Here is a 16,577-nt window from a genome sequence, read left to right on the forward strand (position 1 = left end):
GCCGGTGTCACGGCCGCCAGTTGGCGTTGGCCTCCCAGAACGCCACGGCGCGCGCGTACGCCTCGCGGTCCAGCGGCACGCCGGAGCCGCCCTCTTCCACCCCCAGCGCGTTGCGCATCATGGTGATCGGGGCCATCGGCACCTCTTCCGGTTCCGCGGTATAGATGCAGCCGACGATGCCCCACTCCGCCTCGATCGGCGAGCCTTCCAGTGCAAGCTGCTCCGCGCTGTACAGAATCACCACCAGATAGTTCGCCCTCGGCGATTCCACGCCTTCGAACCAGCGCACCAGCACCGGCAGCTCCGCGCGGTTGCGCGCTTCGTAACCGCTGTGCAGCTGGTGGCGGTTGGCATCGGTGATCGGCACGGTCAGGCACCGCGTGCTGGTCCAGTTCTCGTAGACGAACAGCTTGCAGAACGGCGCGTAGCCGTCGAGCACCTTGAACGGCGCATGCGTGTTGAGGTGCGCCTCGAACTGCGCCGCCGTGCAGTCCTGGATGGTATTGCCGCGCGGCACGCGGGGAAACAGGCGGGGACGGGCGAATTCAGTCAGAACGATGGACATGGCTACGCTGCGGCACAAAAGGGTGCACAGGGTAACCCGCGTCATCCATCGAGAATCGCGTGCAGTGCCTGCGCCAGTTCCGGGTACTGGAAGCGGTAGCCGTCCTGCAACGCACGCGCCGGCACCACGCGCTGCCCGGTCAGCAGCAGCCCCGCCATCTCGCCGAACGCCAGTTTCAGTGCGAAGGCCGGCGTGGTGAGCAGCGCAGGACGGTGCAGGCTGGCCGCCAGTGTGCGCGCGAAGGCGGCATTGGGAAGCGCTTCGGGGGCGGTGCCGTTGTAGGCGCCCCGGGCGTTGTCGTGCTCCAGCAGCCAGACGATCAGCCCCACCAGATCCTCGCGGTGGATCCAGCTCATCCACTGCCGGCCATCGCCCATCGGGCCGCCCGCGCCGAGCCGGAACGGCGGCAGCATCCTCGCCAGCGCGCCCCCGTCGCGGTCCAGCACGATGCCGGTACGCAGCACGCAGGTGCGCACCCCGAGCGCCTCGGCCTTGAACGCTTCAGCCTCCCACTGGCGGCACAGCATCGCCGCGAAGTCATGGCCGGGTGCTGCCGCTTCGTCCAGCACCTCATCGCCGCGCGGGCCGTAATAGCCGATCGCCGAGCCGGACACCAGCACCTGCGGCCGCTCATGCAGACCATCCATCCACGCCAGCAGGCCGCGCGTGGTGCCCAGCCGCGAATCGAGCAGCGCCTGCTTGCGCGCGGGCGTCCAGCGGCCCTGCATGATCGGCTCGCCGGCCAGGTTCACCACCGCCTGCACCGGGCCGACATCCTCCAGCCGGGCGACGCTGTGCGCCCCGGCAACCGTTGTGCGGCCGGGGTGGCAGGTCAGTACCGTCACCGCATGCCCCTGCGCCAACAGGCGCGCACACAGGCGCCGCCCGATGAAGCCGGTGCCACCCGTAACCAGAATGTCCATCGTCGCTACCCTCTACCGATACGCTCTACAGTAGACCCGGCCCCGTGCACGGCGGGTGCGACGCACTTCACATTCATCGCGATGAAGCGATATGATGGGTCCACACCCGTCGCCGCCGCCGCCCATGACCGCCATCAGCTTCGAGTTCTATCCGCCCAAGACCGACGAGCAGCGCGCCCAGCTCGATCGCACCGCCGGCAAGCTCAAGTCCTACGCGCCGGAGTATGTGTCGTGTACCTTCGGCGCCGGCGGCTCGACCCTCAGCTACACCTCCGAGACCGTGCGCCACCTCAAGCAGCACCATCGCTTCGATGCGGCCCCGCACCTGTCCTGCGTGGGCGGCAGCCGCGAAGAGATCCGCGAACTGCTCAAACTGTACCGCGCCATCGGCTGCCGCCGCATCGTCGCCCTGCGCGGCGACCTGCCGTCGGGCATGGGCCACCCCGGCGATCTGCGCTATGCCTCGGAACTGATCAGCTTCATCCGCGCCGAACACGGCGATGCGTTCCACATCGAGGTAGGCGCCTACCCCGAAACCCACCCGCAGTCCTCGGATGCCCTGCTGGACCTGAAGCACTTCAAGGCCAAGATCGACGCTGGTGCCGACGCGGCAATCACCCAGTACTTCTACAACCCCGACGCGTATTTCCATTTCGTCGACGCCGTGCGCAAGCTCGGCGTGCAGGTGCCGATCGTGCCGGGCATCATGCCGATCTCCAACTTCAGCCAGCTGCGCCGCTTCTCCGAACAGTGCGGCGCGGAGATCCCGCGCTGGATCGGCAAGCGCATGCAGGCCTACGGTGACGATGCCGAATCGGTGCGCGCCTTCGGTGCCGACGTGGTGGCCCAGCTGTGCGAGCGGCTGCTCGCCGGTGGCGCGCCGGGGCTGCATTTCTACACCCTCAACCTGGCCAAGCCGACCACCCAGGTCCTGAAACTGCTGGGCCGCTGAGCGCGGAAAACGCAATCGCTTGCAGATAACGCAGGCGCCGCTACTCTGCTGCGATGAAACTGCTTGTCCTGCTCCTGCTGGCGTTCTGTGCCCTGTGCGGCCCCTCCGTGGCGTCGGCACAGGCGCAGCGCGTGAACCGCTGCACCAACGCGCAGGGCCAGACCGTGTTCACCGACCGCAGCTGCGATGCGCTGGGCGCGACCGCGCGCATGCCGGCGGGCAATGCATCGGTCGGCAACACCGGCATCTACCGCGCCGGCTGCGCGCGCCGGCTCAGCGAACTGACCGGGCAGATCCGCGATGCGGTGAGCCTGCAGGACGTCAACCGGCTCTCGTCGATCTATCTGTGGGGCAACGTCTCCAACGCGGCCGCCAACCAGATCATCGGCCGGCTGGAGTCGGTGGTGCAGCGGCCGCTGATCGACATCGCGCCGGTCTACCCCGAGACCGAGGCGCCGCTGCCACCGCCGCCACCCAACCCGGACGCCACGCTGGTGGAGGCGGTGGAGGCTGCCGCGCCGGTAGCCGGCCGTCCGCGCCCGATCGGCCTGCGGCTGGAACAGACCCTGGGCAACACGGCCACGCCGGCACGCACCGTGTTCGGCCTGCGCCGCCAGTACGGCTGCTTCTGGATCACGCTTTAAGCGCTTTTTCAGGCGTTTGATTGCTTCTTTCGATGGTCGCCGAAATGCAGAGACCAGCGCACATTCGCGCCTGAGTCGCGTCCGGATACTGGCGCCTCCGATGACAGGAGGTTCCCGATGATCATGCATGTACACCGCGTTGCCGCGCGCCGCACGCTGCTGTTGCTGGCCCTGCTCGCGCCGGCCGCTCCGGGCTGGGCAGCCGCTGATACTCCCCTGCTCCTTGCACACGGGCAGTGGTCGTTCGCGGGTGGCGAGGTGCAGCTGCAGTGGAACCAAGACCTGGCCGAACGCCTGGGGCTGCGCCTGGACATGCCGGGCGTGCATGCACCGCACGCTGCGACCGTGGCCAGTCCCGCACTTGGGGTGTCCGGCGCGCATGCGCTCACGGTCGATGCGCGCCATGGCGCCATCCAGCGTTATCAGGGCGGCGCCCTGCATCTCGCCGCAGCAGGCCAGTTGCGGCTGCCGGACGGAGCGCCCATCGCGCTTGAGCAGCTGCGGCTGGCCGCGCTGCCCGACCGCAACGACACCCTGGGCGTGCTCGATGCCAGCGGCGCCGTGCTGTTCGAGCTGGACGCGATGATGACCACGCTGGACGCCACGCGGCAGCGGCTCTCGGTGGTGTCCTCGGACCTGCGCATCAGCGCGGCGCTGGCGGCACGCATCGGCAGGCCCGAGGTCGCCGGCTGGGTGATCGCCAGCCTGGGGCTTGAGACCCAGGCGGCCCGGCCCGGCGCACGGGTGAGCGTAGCGGCACCGGTGCGCCACTGGGACGGCGAGCCCGCACCGGACGGCGATGTCTACCGCACCGACCTGATGATGCTGGAGAACAAGGTGCAGTTCACCCGCTGCAACGGGTGCAGTGGCAACGCCGGCAATGGCGAGATGGTGATCACCCCGGATGCCGAACTGAAGAACAACCTCAACGCGGGTGAGCTGCTACCCACCATTCCCGGTGACCCGCTGGGCACAAGCAGCGCGCGCTGGGCCGCGAGCATTCCGTGGCGGCGCATGTTCTCCGACGATGGCGGCCCGTACCAGAACGACCAGCACCCGTACCTGGTCTGGAGCATGTACCGCATCAACGCCGAGGGCGGCCTGCAGCAGATCGGCGCGTCGTGGGCCAAGCATGCGTTCTTCGCGATCAACAGCAACTGCCTGTATCCCGATGAGCCTGCCGGCTTCGCGGTGGGACCGGGCTGCGAGGACCTGTATTCGGCCGGCACCAATGACGCGCTGTGGATCATGTCCCCGCGCAACGAGATCCTCGCGCACAGCGGGCAGTGGGGACGTTGTGGCTCCGTGTTCGACCCCGACTGTACCGGCCGGCCCACCTATCCCAGGGAGGACGACCAGTACCAGGGCCGGCTGCGGGTGAACGAACAGCAGGTCTCGCCCACCACCCATCGCGGCGCACGCTGGTTGTTTGAAACCTGGTACGTGGCGCGCGACGACATCAACCCGCTCAACTCCATGGCGACCCAGCGGGTGCGGCCGCGCTGGTCGAACAATCTCTGGACGTTCCGCAGCAGCGGCTATGCGCTGGGCCCGGCCATCGACCGCTGGGTCACGCCGGGCAGCGAGCACCCCACCGAACGCAACACCCGCGTGCACACCGGCAGCGGTACCGCGATCCTGGCCATGAAGGCGCGCCAGTTGCCCAACGGCCTGTGGCGCTACGACTACGCGCTGATGAACATCGACGCGGGCACCGCGCGGCTCGGCGGCAGCGGCTCGAACCTGCGCCTGCACGACCATGTTGGCCTGCGCGCACTGTCGATGGAGGTGGCCGGTACGGTCGATCCCGGCGGCGTCGGCTTCCACGATGTCGACGCGCAACCCGACAACGACTGGACCGTCTCCACGGCGCCGGGCCGGCTGAGCTGGACCGCACGCGATGACGATGCGCATGGGCTGGGATGGGGAACCCTCTACGCGTTTTCCCTGCACAGCCCTCATGGCCCGGGCACGGGTACGGTGCGGGTGCAGGGTGGCGGGGAGCAGCCGCAGGCGGTCATCACACTGGTTCCCGGGGGTACGCCAGTGCGCTGAGCCCAGCAGGTGCGCGGCAGCGTCGCTGGCTCAGCGGCCGGCCGGAGCAGCCTCGCCGGCCCACAGCTGGCTGATCGAGGCGATGCCCTGGGCACCGTGGCGGCGCGCCTCCACGATGTCGCCCGGGCCCAGCCCGCCCAGCGCGTACAGCGGCAGCGACACCTGCGCACGCAGCGATTCAAAGCCGTTCCAGCCTATCGGCGTGGCGTCGGTGTGGCTGGTCGTGGCCTGCACGGGGCCCAGCACGGCGAAATCGCAGCCCAGCCGTTGGGCGGCCTGCAGTTGGGCAAGGTCGTGGCAGGAGGCGGCCACCAGCTGCCCGGCCGGCAGCGGCCGGGCATCCAGCTGCAGCAGCTGTTCGCTGCCCAGGTGCACGCCGACCCCCAACCGACGGGCGAGGTCGATATCGCGGTTGAGCAGCCACTGCACGCCGCCCCGGTGGCGGGCCACGGCCTGCTCGGCCAGCGCGATGCGCGCGGCACTGCCGGGCGTACGCAGCTGGACGCGACGAACGCCTGCCTCCAGCGCCCGGGCCAGCCGGGCGACCCATGCCTGGTGGGCGGCGGCGTCATCCGCATCCGGTTCGGGGGTGATCAGGTAGCGGTCCGGGTGGCGCAGCGCGGCCACCACCGGCAGGTCGGCCGGCGGCATGGAATAGCGCGACAGCTTGTCCGGGGTCACCCAGGTGATGGCCTGGCCCTCACGACCGCGCGGCGAGCCCTTCCAACTGCGGATATGCCGCACCTCCAGCCGCAGGTGCTTGTCCGGGTAGACCTGCGGCACGTCCATGATCCACTCGCCCACCTCGGCCTCGATCCCCAGCTCTTCACGCAGCTCGCGCACCAGCGCCTGCTCCGAGGTCTCACCGGCCTCGCGCTTGCCGCCAGGGAATTCCCACAGGCCGGCCATGTCGCTGTTCTCGGTGCGACGGTTGAGCAGAATGCGGCCACGGGCGTCGGTGATGACGCCGGCCACGACATGGATCGAGCGTTTGGGGGATGGCATGCAGGCAGGATGCCGAATGACCGCAGGGGTGCGCAATCCCCCGTGGTGAGCCGCGGAAGCGCATTCACCGACCCGGCGCCGCCGCGCAAACGGCCGCGTGGGCCGGTAGACCGGACGGAAGTGTCCTGAAAGAACGCGCCGTTGACGCCATGCCATGCAATCCGCCAACCGTGCGTGAAAGCCACCGAAAACGTCGCGTTAGCCACTCGCACTGGCAGTGCATCCAACTATCAGAGTGATGCGCATCAAAGTCCGAAGACGAAGTTCGCATTCAACATATTCTGAAAGTGCATCAGCTCAATTGCCTGCACAAAGCACCGCCGATACCTTCCCCGCACCGACGCCCACTGACATCACAACGTGGATGCCGTCATGCACTCAACAGGAGGCGGAGCGTGCTGTTGCACTGGTGGAAAAATGGACTTCAATTGAAACTGAGCGTGCGCATCTATCCAGATGGACTGCTAGTCGCGGCGTTGTACGCACTGCTCTGCTTAGCTGCGCGACAGATATCGGTTGATCAATTCAATCTGCTTGCAGGTATTCGCGTTGCTGCACTACTGCTATGCCCAGTCAGGCTCTGGCCCTATCTGGTCCTCGGGGATTATGCCCATCTGACGCTAGTGCGCTATCCGATGATAGACAAGTACGGCCCCGCTTGGGCCATCATCTGCTCCGCACTGCTAATGCCTGCTGTAGCGCTCATTGTTCGAGTTCAAAGAAGCGTGCTGACTGGAATCCCGGGCGTTCAGTTGCTCTCGTTGGCCGCCACCGTTGCCATAGCCGCTGCATTGATCAACATTTACGCGGCCCAGCTGCTTTGGCCTTCGCCACCTAGTATTCCACTGCCAACGAGGGCGGCACATCAGACGCTGGGAAATTTCATTGGCATTCTGACAGTGGCCCCTCTTGCATTGCTGTGGTTACAGCGCACGGCACTGGGGCCGCACCAGATGTTCTCAATACCAGCCATTGCGTTGCTCTCCCTGATGCTTTCCCTGGGGTACTCAGCAACTCAAATTCCACCCAGCTACACAGTGTTCGCGACCAGCCTGCAACTGCTGATGGCACTCCCGGCCATCGCGCTGACCTGCCTGCATGGCTGGCGTGGCTCGGCTATAGCGGTCCCTTCGCTGTATCTGATCGTGGGCTTGTTCATGCCTACCAGTGGCCAGCCTTGGTCATTCGATTCTGCCACGTTCACTGTCCAGCAGATTCTGGCGGTGGCTGGTGCCGCATTGCTCGCACTAGGCTCAACCATCAGCGATCACTACCATCGCTACAAATCCAATACGTTCGATGGCAAGTGGGCCGCATCGCTGGCCAAGGCATCGCACCTTTCAGGTGAAATGGACCTTCGGCAGCGCGCACTGGACATCAACCGGATCGGCGACGGAATCGACACCTACCTCAGTGAGACCGCCGATTGGCTGAAGCGACAGGGCCATCATGAGATCGCCCGCAACCTGATCAGCGCGTCGAGCCTGTACTCGCGCAAGTTCCGCGAGCAGGCCAGCATGGTCTACCCCACAGCACTGGAACATGTGGGCCTGTACCTCGCGCTGCAGGTAGGCGGCATTAGCGAGGCCTGGTCGAACACCGAACGCATGACCCAACCCCGGTTGATTGGCGATCCCTGCCGCCTGACGGTAGCGTTGCAGCTGGCCACCTACCGCACACTGACCGAAGCGGTGTCCCTACTGCTGCAGCATGAGCCCGGGCAGCTGCGCGTCAATGCACGCTGCGGGCGGCTGGGCAACCGCGAGGGCATTCTGGTCGTGGTGACAATGCTTGACCCAGAGCATCGGCTGTCCGAGACGACCTGTGCACTGGCGACCGAGCAGCTCCCAGGGCGCACCCTCGCCTACAGCGGCACTGTGCAGTGCCGCCGCAATCGCATCCGCATGTTGTTCGTGGAGGCCCCGGACGCTCAGCGCGCAGGGCCGGGAGCCTCAACCGACCATACCGCGCTGTCGCCCACACGATAGCGCATCAACGAGAACGCAGGGTGTCGGTAGACCTCGACCGGCACTGTGCTCTTCGACACCTGCGGCCGCTGGGGAGGCAGGACCATGTGACTCACCGCCTCGCCGGCGGGCAGGGCCCAGAACAGCCCATCCAAGCTGCCGACGATCAACTGGACACGACCTGCAAGATCATTGACCTGGAAGTACTCCACACCATCGCGCTTGAATCCGTAAACCCGCCAAGTTGCATCCAGACTCAGGTCAGTCCCTGACGGGTGTGTTTGCCCCAATCCGGTTGAGTTCAATGGTTGCCCGTGGTCTCCTCCCGGGCAGCAACCCGCCACTACGAACCCCGTGTGATCCACCAAAGGTTCCCCCTCACTCGCATGCAGCTGCGCAGTGTTGTCGTCACCCAAGCAACACGCCGCGGTCGAATGTTCCGATCTTGTTGCCCCGGCACCCGCCACCGGCATCCCCGCCAACACCACCACAGATACTGCAATACCACGCTGAAAAAGGCGCACAAACCACCTCCAAGTTCAAATGGATAGACCCGGAGATCACTGTATCCACGGCCCTGCGCAACCGCGTTGAACTACGTCCGAAAAGGTATGCACGCCGCGTGACGTCGCGTCAGAACCATTGCGCCAATCACCTGCCAGAAAACACGAAGGGCCCCTTTCGGGGCCCTTCGTTTGCTTCATCCAACCCGTTCGATCAGAACAGGATGTTCCAGTTCAACTGACCGCCGAACTCGCTGGTGCCGTCGCCGCTGCGGCCCTGTGCGAAGAACGACAGGCGGCTGTTGTCGGTGGGCTTGAACGAGAAGCCCAGCTCGGCAATGGCCACGTCGCCGGCCAGCGGCAGGCCGCTTACCGTGAAGCGGTCGCTGCCGGCCACGAAGCGGTTGCGGGTGTCGGCACGCAGGTCGCCACCGCCGTGCTGCCAGGCCAGACCGGCCTCGATGCGGGTGCCGCCTTCCTGGTCCGCGCTGACGTCCCAGGCCGCACGCAGGCCGGCGGTGGTGGTCCACGCCGTGTCCTCGCTCGAGTCCACTGCCAGTGCCGCGCTGCCGCCGGTTTCGGCGAAGGCATCACTGCTCAGGCGCGTGTAGGCCAGCGCCAGGTACGGCGTGAGCGTCAGCGCGTCAAGCTCGATGTCCCAACCGCCCTCGGCGAAGCCGGTGATCGCGCTGGCGTCCTGGCGACCATCCAGCGTCTGCGCCCAGGCCTGCCCGGCGCCCACGCGACGCTGGGTGTCCGTGCGGTAGTCGGCGTAGCTGGCGCCGCCGTTCAACCAGAACGACTCGCCACGGAAGCCGGTGTACAGCCCCGCGTGCAGGGCGTCCACGTCGCTGTCGGCGTTGCGGTCGTCGACCTTGTTGCGCAGCCGCTCCGAGCCCAGCGCCACCCCCAGCGTCCAGCTGCCACCGACGCTCAGGTCGATGCCGGCCATCACACCGGCGCGGTTCTGGCGCACGCGCGCGGCCGAATCGTCACTGTCCTGGCGCTTGGAGCTGCCGCTGCCGGCCACCCAGAGCGAGGCGCCTTCCACGGCCATGGTCGGGTCCGGCCGCAGGCGCTGGGAAACGCCCTCGCGCAGGAAGCGGTCGTCCAGCAGCATCGCGCGGTTGCTGGCGTGGATTTCGCCGGACAGCTCGTTGAAGGCCGTCCGCGCGCTCGCCTCGTCGAGCATCAGCAGCGCGTTGTACAGCGCCAGCGCCTCACCGGACTGCTGCAGGCTGTTCAGGCCGTTGGCAATGCCCTGCTGGTTGGGGGTCTGCGCCACGGGATTGAACACTTCCGGCGGCGGCGTGCCCGGGGTTCCGGGAGTACCGGGAGTACCGGGATTACCCGGCGTGCCAGGATTCCCCGGCGTACCCGGATTACCCGGATCGACCGGCGTGGTGCCGCCATTGTTGACCGCGATGGTCAGCACCACCTGGTTGCCGTTATGGCTCAACGTGGGCGTGATGAAGGCCGACCGCGAGCTCACCCCGTCGAAGCCGCCCTGCACGCCACCGGCAGCGTCCAGCACGGTGTAGGTGCGACCGTTCTGGTAGCTGGTGGCCGGGTCCAGCCCGTTCACGCGCATGACCGCGTCGCCGTTGTTGGCCAGGTTCGAGCCGCGACCTACGAAGGCCTGGCCGGTGACCTTCAGCAGGTCGCCCTGGCCGTTGCCGAGCAGGTCCACGTCGTAGAACGCGGCCGACGAGACCGCGCCCGATACGCCCGCGTTGAAGAACAGATTTCCGTCAACGGTGATCGTGCCCACGTTGCCGCGGCCCGGCGAGAGCACACCGCCATTGGTCACATAGGTATCGCCCACGGTGGCATTGCCGGCCAGCACGCCGCCGTCGCGAACATTGACGTTGGAGCTGCGCTCCACGCTGGTGGTGCCGCCCAGGTTGAGGGTCTGCTGGAAGCCGGCGCTGCCGTTGAGTACCAGCGTGCCGCCAGAGACATCGATCTGCTGGGGCAGCGCCAGCGACGGGTCGGTGTAGCCCTGGCCGGTGTACAGGTTGGAGTTGAGCACCAGCGTGCCGGCCCGCACGTCGACCTTGCCGCCGAACGCGCTGAGGTCGCCGGTCAGCGTGGTGTCGCCGGCCACGTTGATCAGTGCACCACCGGTCCAGGTGGTGCCGCTGGGCACGCTGCGCACGGTGTTGGCCAGGCTGATGTCGCCGGTGTGGTTGAACACCAGGCCGCCGGCGTTGGCCTGCATGTCGATCGGCGCGCCGGAGATCGCACCGGCGGTCTCGGCCGCCTTCCAATTGAAGGCTGCGGTGGCCGTCGTCCAGTTGGCCGCTTCCCCGCCCAGCACCAGGAAGCCGTTGCCGGACAGGGTGAGGCCGGTGCCCGCGTCGATGCGGCCCTCATCGCTGGCAATAAGGAGGCCGAACGGCTCACTGGCCGCTGCGCCTACGGTGATGCCGTTGGTGGCGGTAATCAGCGAACCCGCGCCGCTCACGTGCACACCTTCGGTCACGACGGCAGGGCTCATCGTGGCAGCGTTGATGCCACCGGACACCTGCAGACTGTCACTGGTCAACCGCCCGCCCGCCATGACATTGAAGGAGCTGTTGACCGTCATCAGACCACTGTTGGCCCAGTGCGAGCCGGCTTCCAGAATCATGCTGGGCGCCACTGAGATGCTCGAACTGTCCTTGATCAGCGCGGTGTTCGACACGATGGAGCCGCCGAGCATGAGCTGCACCGAAGTAAGCTCCACGGTGCCGGCGTTGATGCGCGCATTCGGGCCACTCACGTTGATCGTCGAAAGTCGGTTGGGGTTGTTGCCACCGACCTCGGCCACCAGCGCACTTGCGTTGAGCACGCCACCATTCTGCACGTTCAGAATGCCGCCACCGTTGCCGCCGACGACCACGTTGGGCGCGTTCACCACTGCGCCGATGCCGTCGATGGTCACCGTGCTCACCGCGTCCTGCGCCACGCCAATGTTCAGCGTTTTGCCGGTCGCGAGTGTGACCGTGCCCCCTGCATTCACGTTCAGCGCTCCAACGCCGCCGGACTGGACGCCCATCAGCAGATCGCCGCCGACGGTGACCTTGCCATTGTTGTCCACGTTGAGCGTACCGGTACCGGCATCACCCAGGCGCAGCGCGTTGTTGATGATGCTCAGTTCGCCGCCGCTGCCAACGTTGACGATGCCGGTGCTGCGGTCATTGCCGCTGGCGAGAGCGCCGACGTTCATGCCATAGCTGCCGCCGGTGTTGCGCACCTCGACCTTGGCGTTGTTCGCGATGTTGAGCGTGCCTGTTCCCGAGCGGCCCACCTCGATGACGTCGGCGTTGAGGAACGAACCGGCGCCGTCCACCACCACCAGACCGGTGCCGTTGGCCGCGGAGCCCAACGCAAGCAGGCCGCTCAAGTCCGCCTTACCACCGCCAAGCACGTTCAACGTGCCCTTGCCGCTCGCGCCCACCAGCGTCGCACCGCTGCCGTCGACCTGCAGCAGGGCCTGCTGACCGTTGACAGTGAGGGTGCCCTCGCTGCCTGCATTGGTGGCCACCGACGCGCCGCCGCTGTTGGACAGGAGCGTGCCGCTGCCGGTCACGGTCACCGTGACCGGCGTGGGTCCAATCGGGCCGACCATGAAGCCGTTGAAATGGGAGGTCGGCGTGGTGATGGTCTCATCAACCGTGTAGGGGTAAACCTGGGCAGATACCGACGGCAGCGAGGCGGCGGAAAGTCCCAGCGCCACCGTCATGGCGGCGCACAACGGCGCGCGGCGATGCACGGCTGCGGTGGACTGCGCGGGGGAAGCGTGCGTGGAAGCAAGCTCGGAAGCGACCTGCATCAGGCCGGTGGTGCGGTTGAACATCAGGCGAAAAATCCTGATCATGACACTCCATGGATAGCGACTCGAAAACGCGACGCGGCCACTCCCCGTGGCACAGGTGCGCGACACTCCCGCAGCGGAACCCCTTCCGCGGCCGGAGGCACAGGGTAATGCCTGGGGGTGGCGCTCGCCACCCATAAGACACGCCAGATGCGTCACCTGCAGCGCTGTTTCAGCTCGTTCCATGTGAATTTATGTGATTCACGTCGCACTTCGCGGGGCAAAAAAACCCCGCATCGCTGCGGGGTCTTTTCGACTTCATCGCGCCCGATCCGATGCGATCAGAACGCCACGCTCCAGTTCAACTGAGCGCCGACCTCGCGTTGGCCGCCTCCGGCACGCCCCTGCGCGAACATCGACAGCCGGCTGTTGTCGGTGGGCTTGACCGACACACCCAGCTCGGCGATGCCCACGTTGCGCGCCAGTGGCACGCCGCTGACGGTGAAGGCGTCGCTGCCCGCCACGAACGCGTGACGGGATTCCGCACGCAGTTCACCCGCCGCGGTCTGCCACGCCAGCCCCGCCTCCAGGCGGGCGCTATCCTGCTGGCCGCCGCTGATGTCCCACGCGGCACGAACGCCCGCCGTCGTGGTCCACACCTCGTCCCTGCTGGCGGCAATGGCCAGTGCCGCACTGCCACCGCTTTCAACCGTTCCCTCGCTCGACAGGCGGGTGTAGGCCGCGGCCAGATACGGACTCAGGGTCAGCGCATCCAGTTCGATGTCCCAGCCGCCTTCGGCGAACACCGACACCGCATGCGCGTCCTGGCGGCTCTCCAGGGTCTGCGCCCAGGCACTGCCGGCCCCCAACGCGCGGCGCGTTTCCACGGCGTAGTCAACATAGCTGGCGCCCGCCTGCACCCAGGCCTGGTCGCCGCGGAACCCGGCATACAGGCCGCCATGCAGGGCGTCCACCTCGGTGGTCGCGGTGCGCTCGTGGATCTGCTGGCGCAGCGATTCGGGTCCACCGGCCAGGCCTACCGTCCAGTGCTCGCCAAACGTCCAGTCGTACCCTGCCATCAGACCCTGGCGGTGGTTGCGGGTGCCGGCGACACCGTCGTTGCCATTCTGCCGCTGCGACATCCCGCTGGTGACCACCCACGCCGACGACCCGTTGGGGGTCATGCTCGGGTCGGGGCGCAGGCGCTGGGAGATGCCGTCGCGCAGGAAGCGGTCGTCCAGCAGCAGCGCCCGGGCACTGGCATGCACCTCGCCGGACAATGCGTCGAACGCGACGCGGGCGGCGGCCTCATCCAGCATGAGCAGGCTGTTGTACAACGCCAACGCGTCGCCCGACTGCGTCAGCGAATCCAGTGCGGCTGCCGTGGCGCGCTGGTTGCCGGTGACGGCCACGGTGCGGAACACGGCGGGCGGCGCCTCGTCGCCGGCCGCCGGGTCCAGCACTGCGTCCGGGTTGTTGACGGCGATGTTCAACAGCACCTGGGTGTCGGTCCGGGTCAGCGTGGGGGTGATGAATGCCGAGGTCGAGCTGACATCGTCGAAGCCGCCGTCGATGCCGCCGGCCGCGTCGAGGATCGCGTAGGTGTGGCCCTGCTGGTAGCTGACGGCCGGGTCCAGGCCGGTCGCGCGCACGCCGGCGTCGCCGTGGTTGCCGGCGATGTCGGCGCCACGACCGATATGCGCCTTGCCGGTAACGGCGATGAAATCGGCGTGACCGTTGCCGAGCAGATCCACATCGTAGAACGCCTTGGACGCCACGCTTGCTGCATCGCCGGCACCTGCGTTGACGAACAGATCGCCATCGATGGTGAGCGTGCCGACCCCGCCGTTGCCGGGCGAGAGCACGCCGCCGTTGGACACCTCCGTGCGCCCCACGGTCGCGTTACCGGCCAGGATGCCGCCATCGCGCACGCGCACGCTCGAGCTGCGTACAACGCGGCTGCCGTTGGAGTCATCGAAGGCCTGCCGGAAGCCCGAACTGCCATTGAGCACCAATGTGCCGCCGCTGACGTTGATCTGCTGTGCGGGCCACAGGTCCGCGTGGACGTGGTCCTGGCCGGTGTACATGTCGGCGTTGATGACCAACATGCCGCCCGCCACGTTGACGTCGCCGCCAAACGCGCCGAGGTCGCCACTGAGGGTGGTGGTGCCGGCCACGCTGGTCACCGCACCGGCGTTCCAGCTCGCGCTGCTGATGGTGTTGGCCAGTTCAATGTTGCCGGTGTGGTTGAACACCAGACCGCCCGCGCCAGCCTCCATCTCGATCGGCGCGCCGGACAGTTCGCCCGCGGCCTCGGCCGGTCGCCACGACGGACCGACGGACGCGACCCACTGGTCCACGCCTCCACCCACGACCAGATAACCCGATAACCCCAGCGCGAACCCGGTACCGCCATCGAGAACACCGCCGTTGGCAACGCTCAGCATGCCGTACGGCTCAAAGACGCCGGCGCCGACCGCAATGCCGTTGGACGCGCGGATCGATGATCCGGCACCGCTGACACGGACCTGTTCGTTGACCAGCTTCGCCTCGAGCGTGGCCGAGTTGATTCCGCCGGAAACGGCCAGCGTATCGGTCTCGAGGGTGGCGCCATCCACAACGTCGGCGTTGCCACGTATCTCCATCGCACCGCGGTTGGTCCAGTTCGACCCGGCCCCGGTGAGGGTGGCCACTGCCGGGCCGCCCGCGTAGGAATCCTTGATGAGGGCCGTGTCGGAGCGGATCGAGGCACCGCCTTCAATCAACAGTTCATTGGTGGTGTGAACGAGCGGCGCTTCGATCGCCGAACCGGCACCACGGACGTCGATCCGGCCCTTCTGCCCGAACGTCCCCGCACCCAGGCCGTCGTAGCGCTCCGCACGCACCTCGGTGTCCGCGCGCAGCACGCCACCGTCTTCCACACGCAATGTGCCATCGCCGCGGGAGCCCACCCATACGTTGCTGGCGTCCACCTGCGCGCCCGTGCCGCTGATGCCGAGAGAGCCGCTGGAACGCGTGCCGCCGCCCAGGGTCAGCTGGGCGGTCTTCAACTGCCCACCGGCGTTGACCATGATGCTGCCGATCCCGTCCGCATCGGTACCCACGCCCACGCCACGTTCGGCGACCACGAGGCCGCCGTCGTTGATGTGGAGGACGCCGGTACCCGCCTCGCCCACGCGCAGGTAGTTGTCGGTGACCTTCAGGGTGCCGCGACTGCCCACGCTGACGATGCCGGTGGAACCTTCCTCTGCGCCGATGCTGAGGCCGTGGTTGTTGGCGCCGGTGTAGGACCGGGTGGTGACGACCGACGCACCGTCCGCGATGTGCAGCGCACCGTTGCCGGCGCGACCCACCTGCAACCAGCCCGCGGACAGCTGGGTGCCGTCGCCGTTGACCTCGGTGGTGCCCGTACTGCCGGCCTTGAACCCCATTGCCAGCAGGCTCCAGATGGTGGCCTCGGCGCCGCCGTCCATCCGGAACTGGCCGGTGCCGCCGTCGCCGACACGCATGGACCGGGTGCCCTGCACGACCAGGCGTGGGCCCGCACCGGCCAGACGCAGGCTGCCGTGGTCACTCTGCGCGCTACCCAGCGTTACGGCCGCGCCGGAGGTAATCATCCCCGCCCCGGCGACATCGATGGTGGCGGCGGCATTGATGCGGAACCCTTCCGCGTACTGGCGCGTGTCGTTGACCGTCTCGTCGGCACTGAACTCATGCACGGCCGCGAAGGCCGCGGGGAGGCAGGCGGCCGATACGCCAAGCGCAACCAGCAGGGCAGCGCTCAGCGGCGAGCGGCGGCGCACGCGGGCGTTGGCCTGGCGCAGAAAGGGAGAAGGGATGGAGGTGCGTTGGCGCACCGGGCGATGGATCCTGTTCATGACACTCCATGGATGGCGACTCAGGGAAACGCGACGCGCCCGCGTGCCGTGGCACGTAACGCGTGTCGGTTCTGACGCGGGAGCAGCGCCCCCACGGCAGGGCTGAGGACGTTACTGCGCACTCCTTCGCGCGCCTCTGAGATACATCCGAGAAGCGGGTGAGGATGCGCCACGCCTCCCTGTCGGCGTTTCCTGAAAGTGAGGTTTCAGCGCAACAGATCACACAACCGCGTACGCGCCGGGTCGCATTGCACGAACGGCAGCACAAAAAAAAGCCCCGCTTTCG

9 protein-coding genes are annotated in these 16,577 nt (G+C 67.4%); 4 read left to right on the forward strand and 5 right to left on the reverse strand.

The window, feature by feature from the left end; translation table 11 throughout:
* Positions 1 to 7: 7 nt before the first annotated feature.
* Both ACREPD_RS05110 and ACREPD_RS05115 read right to left on the reverse strand, forming a co-directional pair.
* Entirely contained in the window at positions 8 to 565 is a 558-nt protein-coding gene (locus tag ACREPD_RS05110) for a DUF3228 family protein (protein ID WP_431598310.1), read from the reverse strand.
* 41 nt (positions 566 to 606) lie between these two features.
* Complete coding sequence (locus tag ACREPD_RS05115; RefSeq protein ID WP_431598311.1) at positions 607 to 1,488, reverse strand: TIGR01777 family oxidoreductase; 882 nt, start codon at positions 1,486 to 1,488, stop codon at positions 607 to 609.
* Positions 1,489 to 1,612: 124 nt separating this feature from the next.
* On the opposite strand from ACREPD_RS05115, the gene metF reads away from it, so the two are divergent.
* The 3 genes from metF to ACREPD_RS05130 all read left to right on the forward strand — a co-directional run bounded on the left by metF (position 1,613) and on the right by ACREPD_RS05130 (position 5,139).
* Positions 1,613 to 2,440 carry a methylenetetrahydrofolate reductase [NAD(P)H] gene (gene metF / locus ACREPD_RS05120; RefSeq protein WP_421570467.1) on the forward strand — a complete coding sequence of 276 codons (828 nt, stop codon included), beginning with the start codon at positions 1,613 to 1,615 and terminating at the stop codon, positions 2,438 to 2,440.
* A 53-nt stretch (positions 2,441 to 2,493) separates the two neighbouring features.
* On the forward strand, positions 2,494 to 3,084 hold the full coding sequence (locus tag ACREPD_RS05125; RefSeq protein ID WP_431598312.1) for a hypothetical protein: 591 nt from the start codon (positions 2,494 to 2,496) through the stop codon (positions 3,082 to 3,084).
* 117 nt (positions 3,085 to 3,201) lie between these two features.
* The gene (locus ACREPD_RS05130) at positions 3,202 to 5,139 is read left to right on the forward strand and encodes a hypothetical protein (RefSeq protein ID WP_431598313.1); all 1,938 of its coding nucleotides are present in this window, start codon (positions 3,202 to 3,204) and stop codon (positions 5,137 to 5,139) included.
* A gap of 30 nt (positions 5,140 to 5,169) precedes the next feature.
* Here the strand turns inward: ACREPD_RS05130 and ACREPD_RS05135 are convergent, their stop codons facing one another.
* Positions 5,170 to 6,144 carry a Nudix family hydrolase gene (locus ACREPD_RS05135; RefSeq protein WP_431598314.1) on the reverse strand — a complete coding sequence of 325 codons (975 nt, stop codon included), beginning with the start codon at positions 6,142 to 6,144 and terminating at the stop codon, positions 5,170 to 5,172.
* Between the two features lie 395 nt (positions 6,145 to 6,539).
* Between ACREPD_RS05135 and ACREPD_RS05140 the strand changes: the two genes are divergently transcribed.
* Positions 6,540 to 8,132 carry an MASE1 domain-containing protein gene (locus ACREPD_RS05140; protein WP_431598315.1) on the forward strand — a complete coding sequence of 531 codons (1,593 nt, stop codon included), beginning with the start codon at positions 6,540 to 6,542 and terminating at the stop codon, positions 8,130 to 8,132.
* A gap of 696 nt (positions 8,133 to 8,828) precedes the next feature.
* Here ACREPD_RS05140 and ACREPD_RS05145 read toward each other — a convergent pair.
* Both ACREPD_RS05145 and ACREPD_RS05150 read right to left on the reverse strand, forming a co-directional pair.
* Complete coding sequence (locus ACREPD_RS05145; RefSeq protein ID WP_431598316.1) at positions 8,829 to 12,476, reverse strand: autotransporter domain-containing protein; 3,648 nt, start codon at positions 12,474 to 12,476, stop codon at positions 8,829 to 8,831.
* Positions 12,477 to 12,754: 278 nt separating this feature from the next.
* Positions 12,755 to 16,291 (reverse strand): autotransporter domain-containing protein, encoded by a 3,537-nt coding sequence (locus tag ACREPD_RS05150; RefSeq protein WP_431598317.1) that lies wholly within the window; start codon positions 16,289 to 16,291, stop codon positions 12,755 to 12,757.
* Positions 16,292 to 16,577: the final 286 nt, after the last annotated feature.

Origin of the sequence: Stenotrophomonas sp., from assembly GCF_050737075.1 — a bacterium.
Classification (GTDB): domain Bacteria; phylum Pseudomonadota; class Gammaproteobacteria; order Xanthomonadales; family Xanthomonadaceae; genus Stenotrophomonas.

Coding starts and splice junctions, on each gene's coding strand:
- ACREPD_RS05110 (WP_431598310.1), bottom strand. CDS start 565: ATGTCCATCGTTCTGACTGAATTCGCCCGTCCCCGCCTGTTTCCCCGC.
- ACREPD_RS05115 (WP_431598311.1), bottom strand. CDS start 1,488: ATGGACATTCTGGTTACGGGTGGCACCGGCTTCATCGGGCGGCGCCTG.
- metF (WP_421570467.1), top strand. CDS start 1,613: ATGACCGCCATCAGCTTCGAGTTCTATCCGCCCAAGACCGACGAGCAG.
- ACREPD_RS05125 (WP_431598312.1), top strand. CDS start 2,494: ATGAAACTGCTTGTCCTGCTCCTGCTGGCGTTCTGTGCCCTGTGCGGC.
- ACREPD_RS05130 (WP_431598313.1), top strand. CDS start 3,202: ATGATCATGCATGTACACCGCGTTGCCGCGCGCCGCACGCTGCTGTTG.
- ACREPD_RS05135 (WP_431598314.1), bottom strand. CDS start 6,144: ATGCCATCCCCCAAACGCTCGATCCATGTCGTGGCCGGCGTCATCACC.
- ACREPD_RS05145 (WP_431598316.1), bottom strand. CDS start 12,476: ATGATCAGGATTTTTCGCCTGATGTTCAACCGCACCACCGGCCTGATG.
- ACREPD_RS05150 (WP_431598317.1), bottom strand. CDS start 16,291: ATGAACAGGATCCATCGCCCGGTGCGCCAACGCACCTCCATCCCTTCT.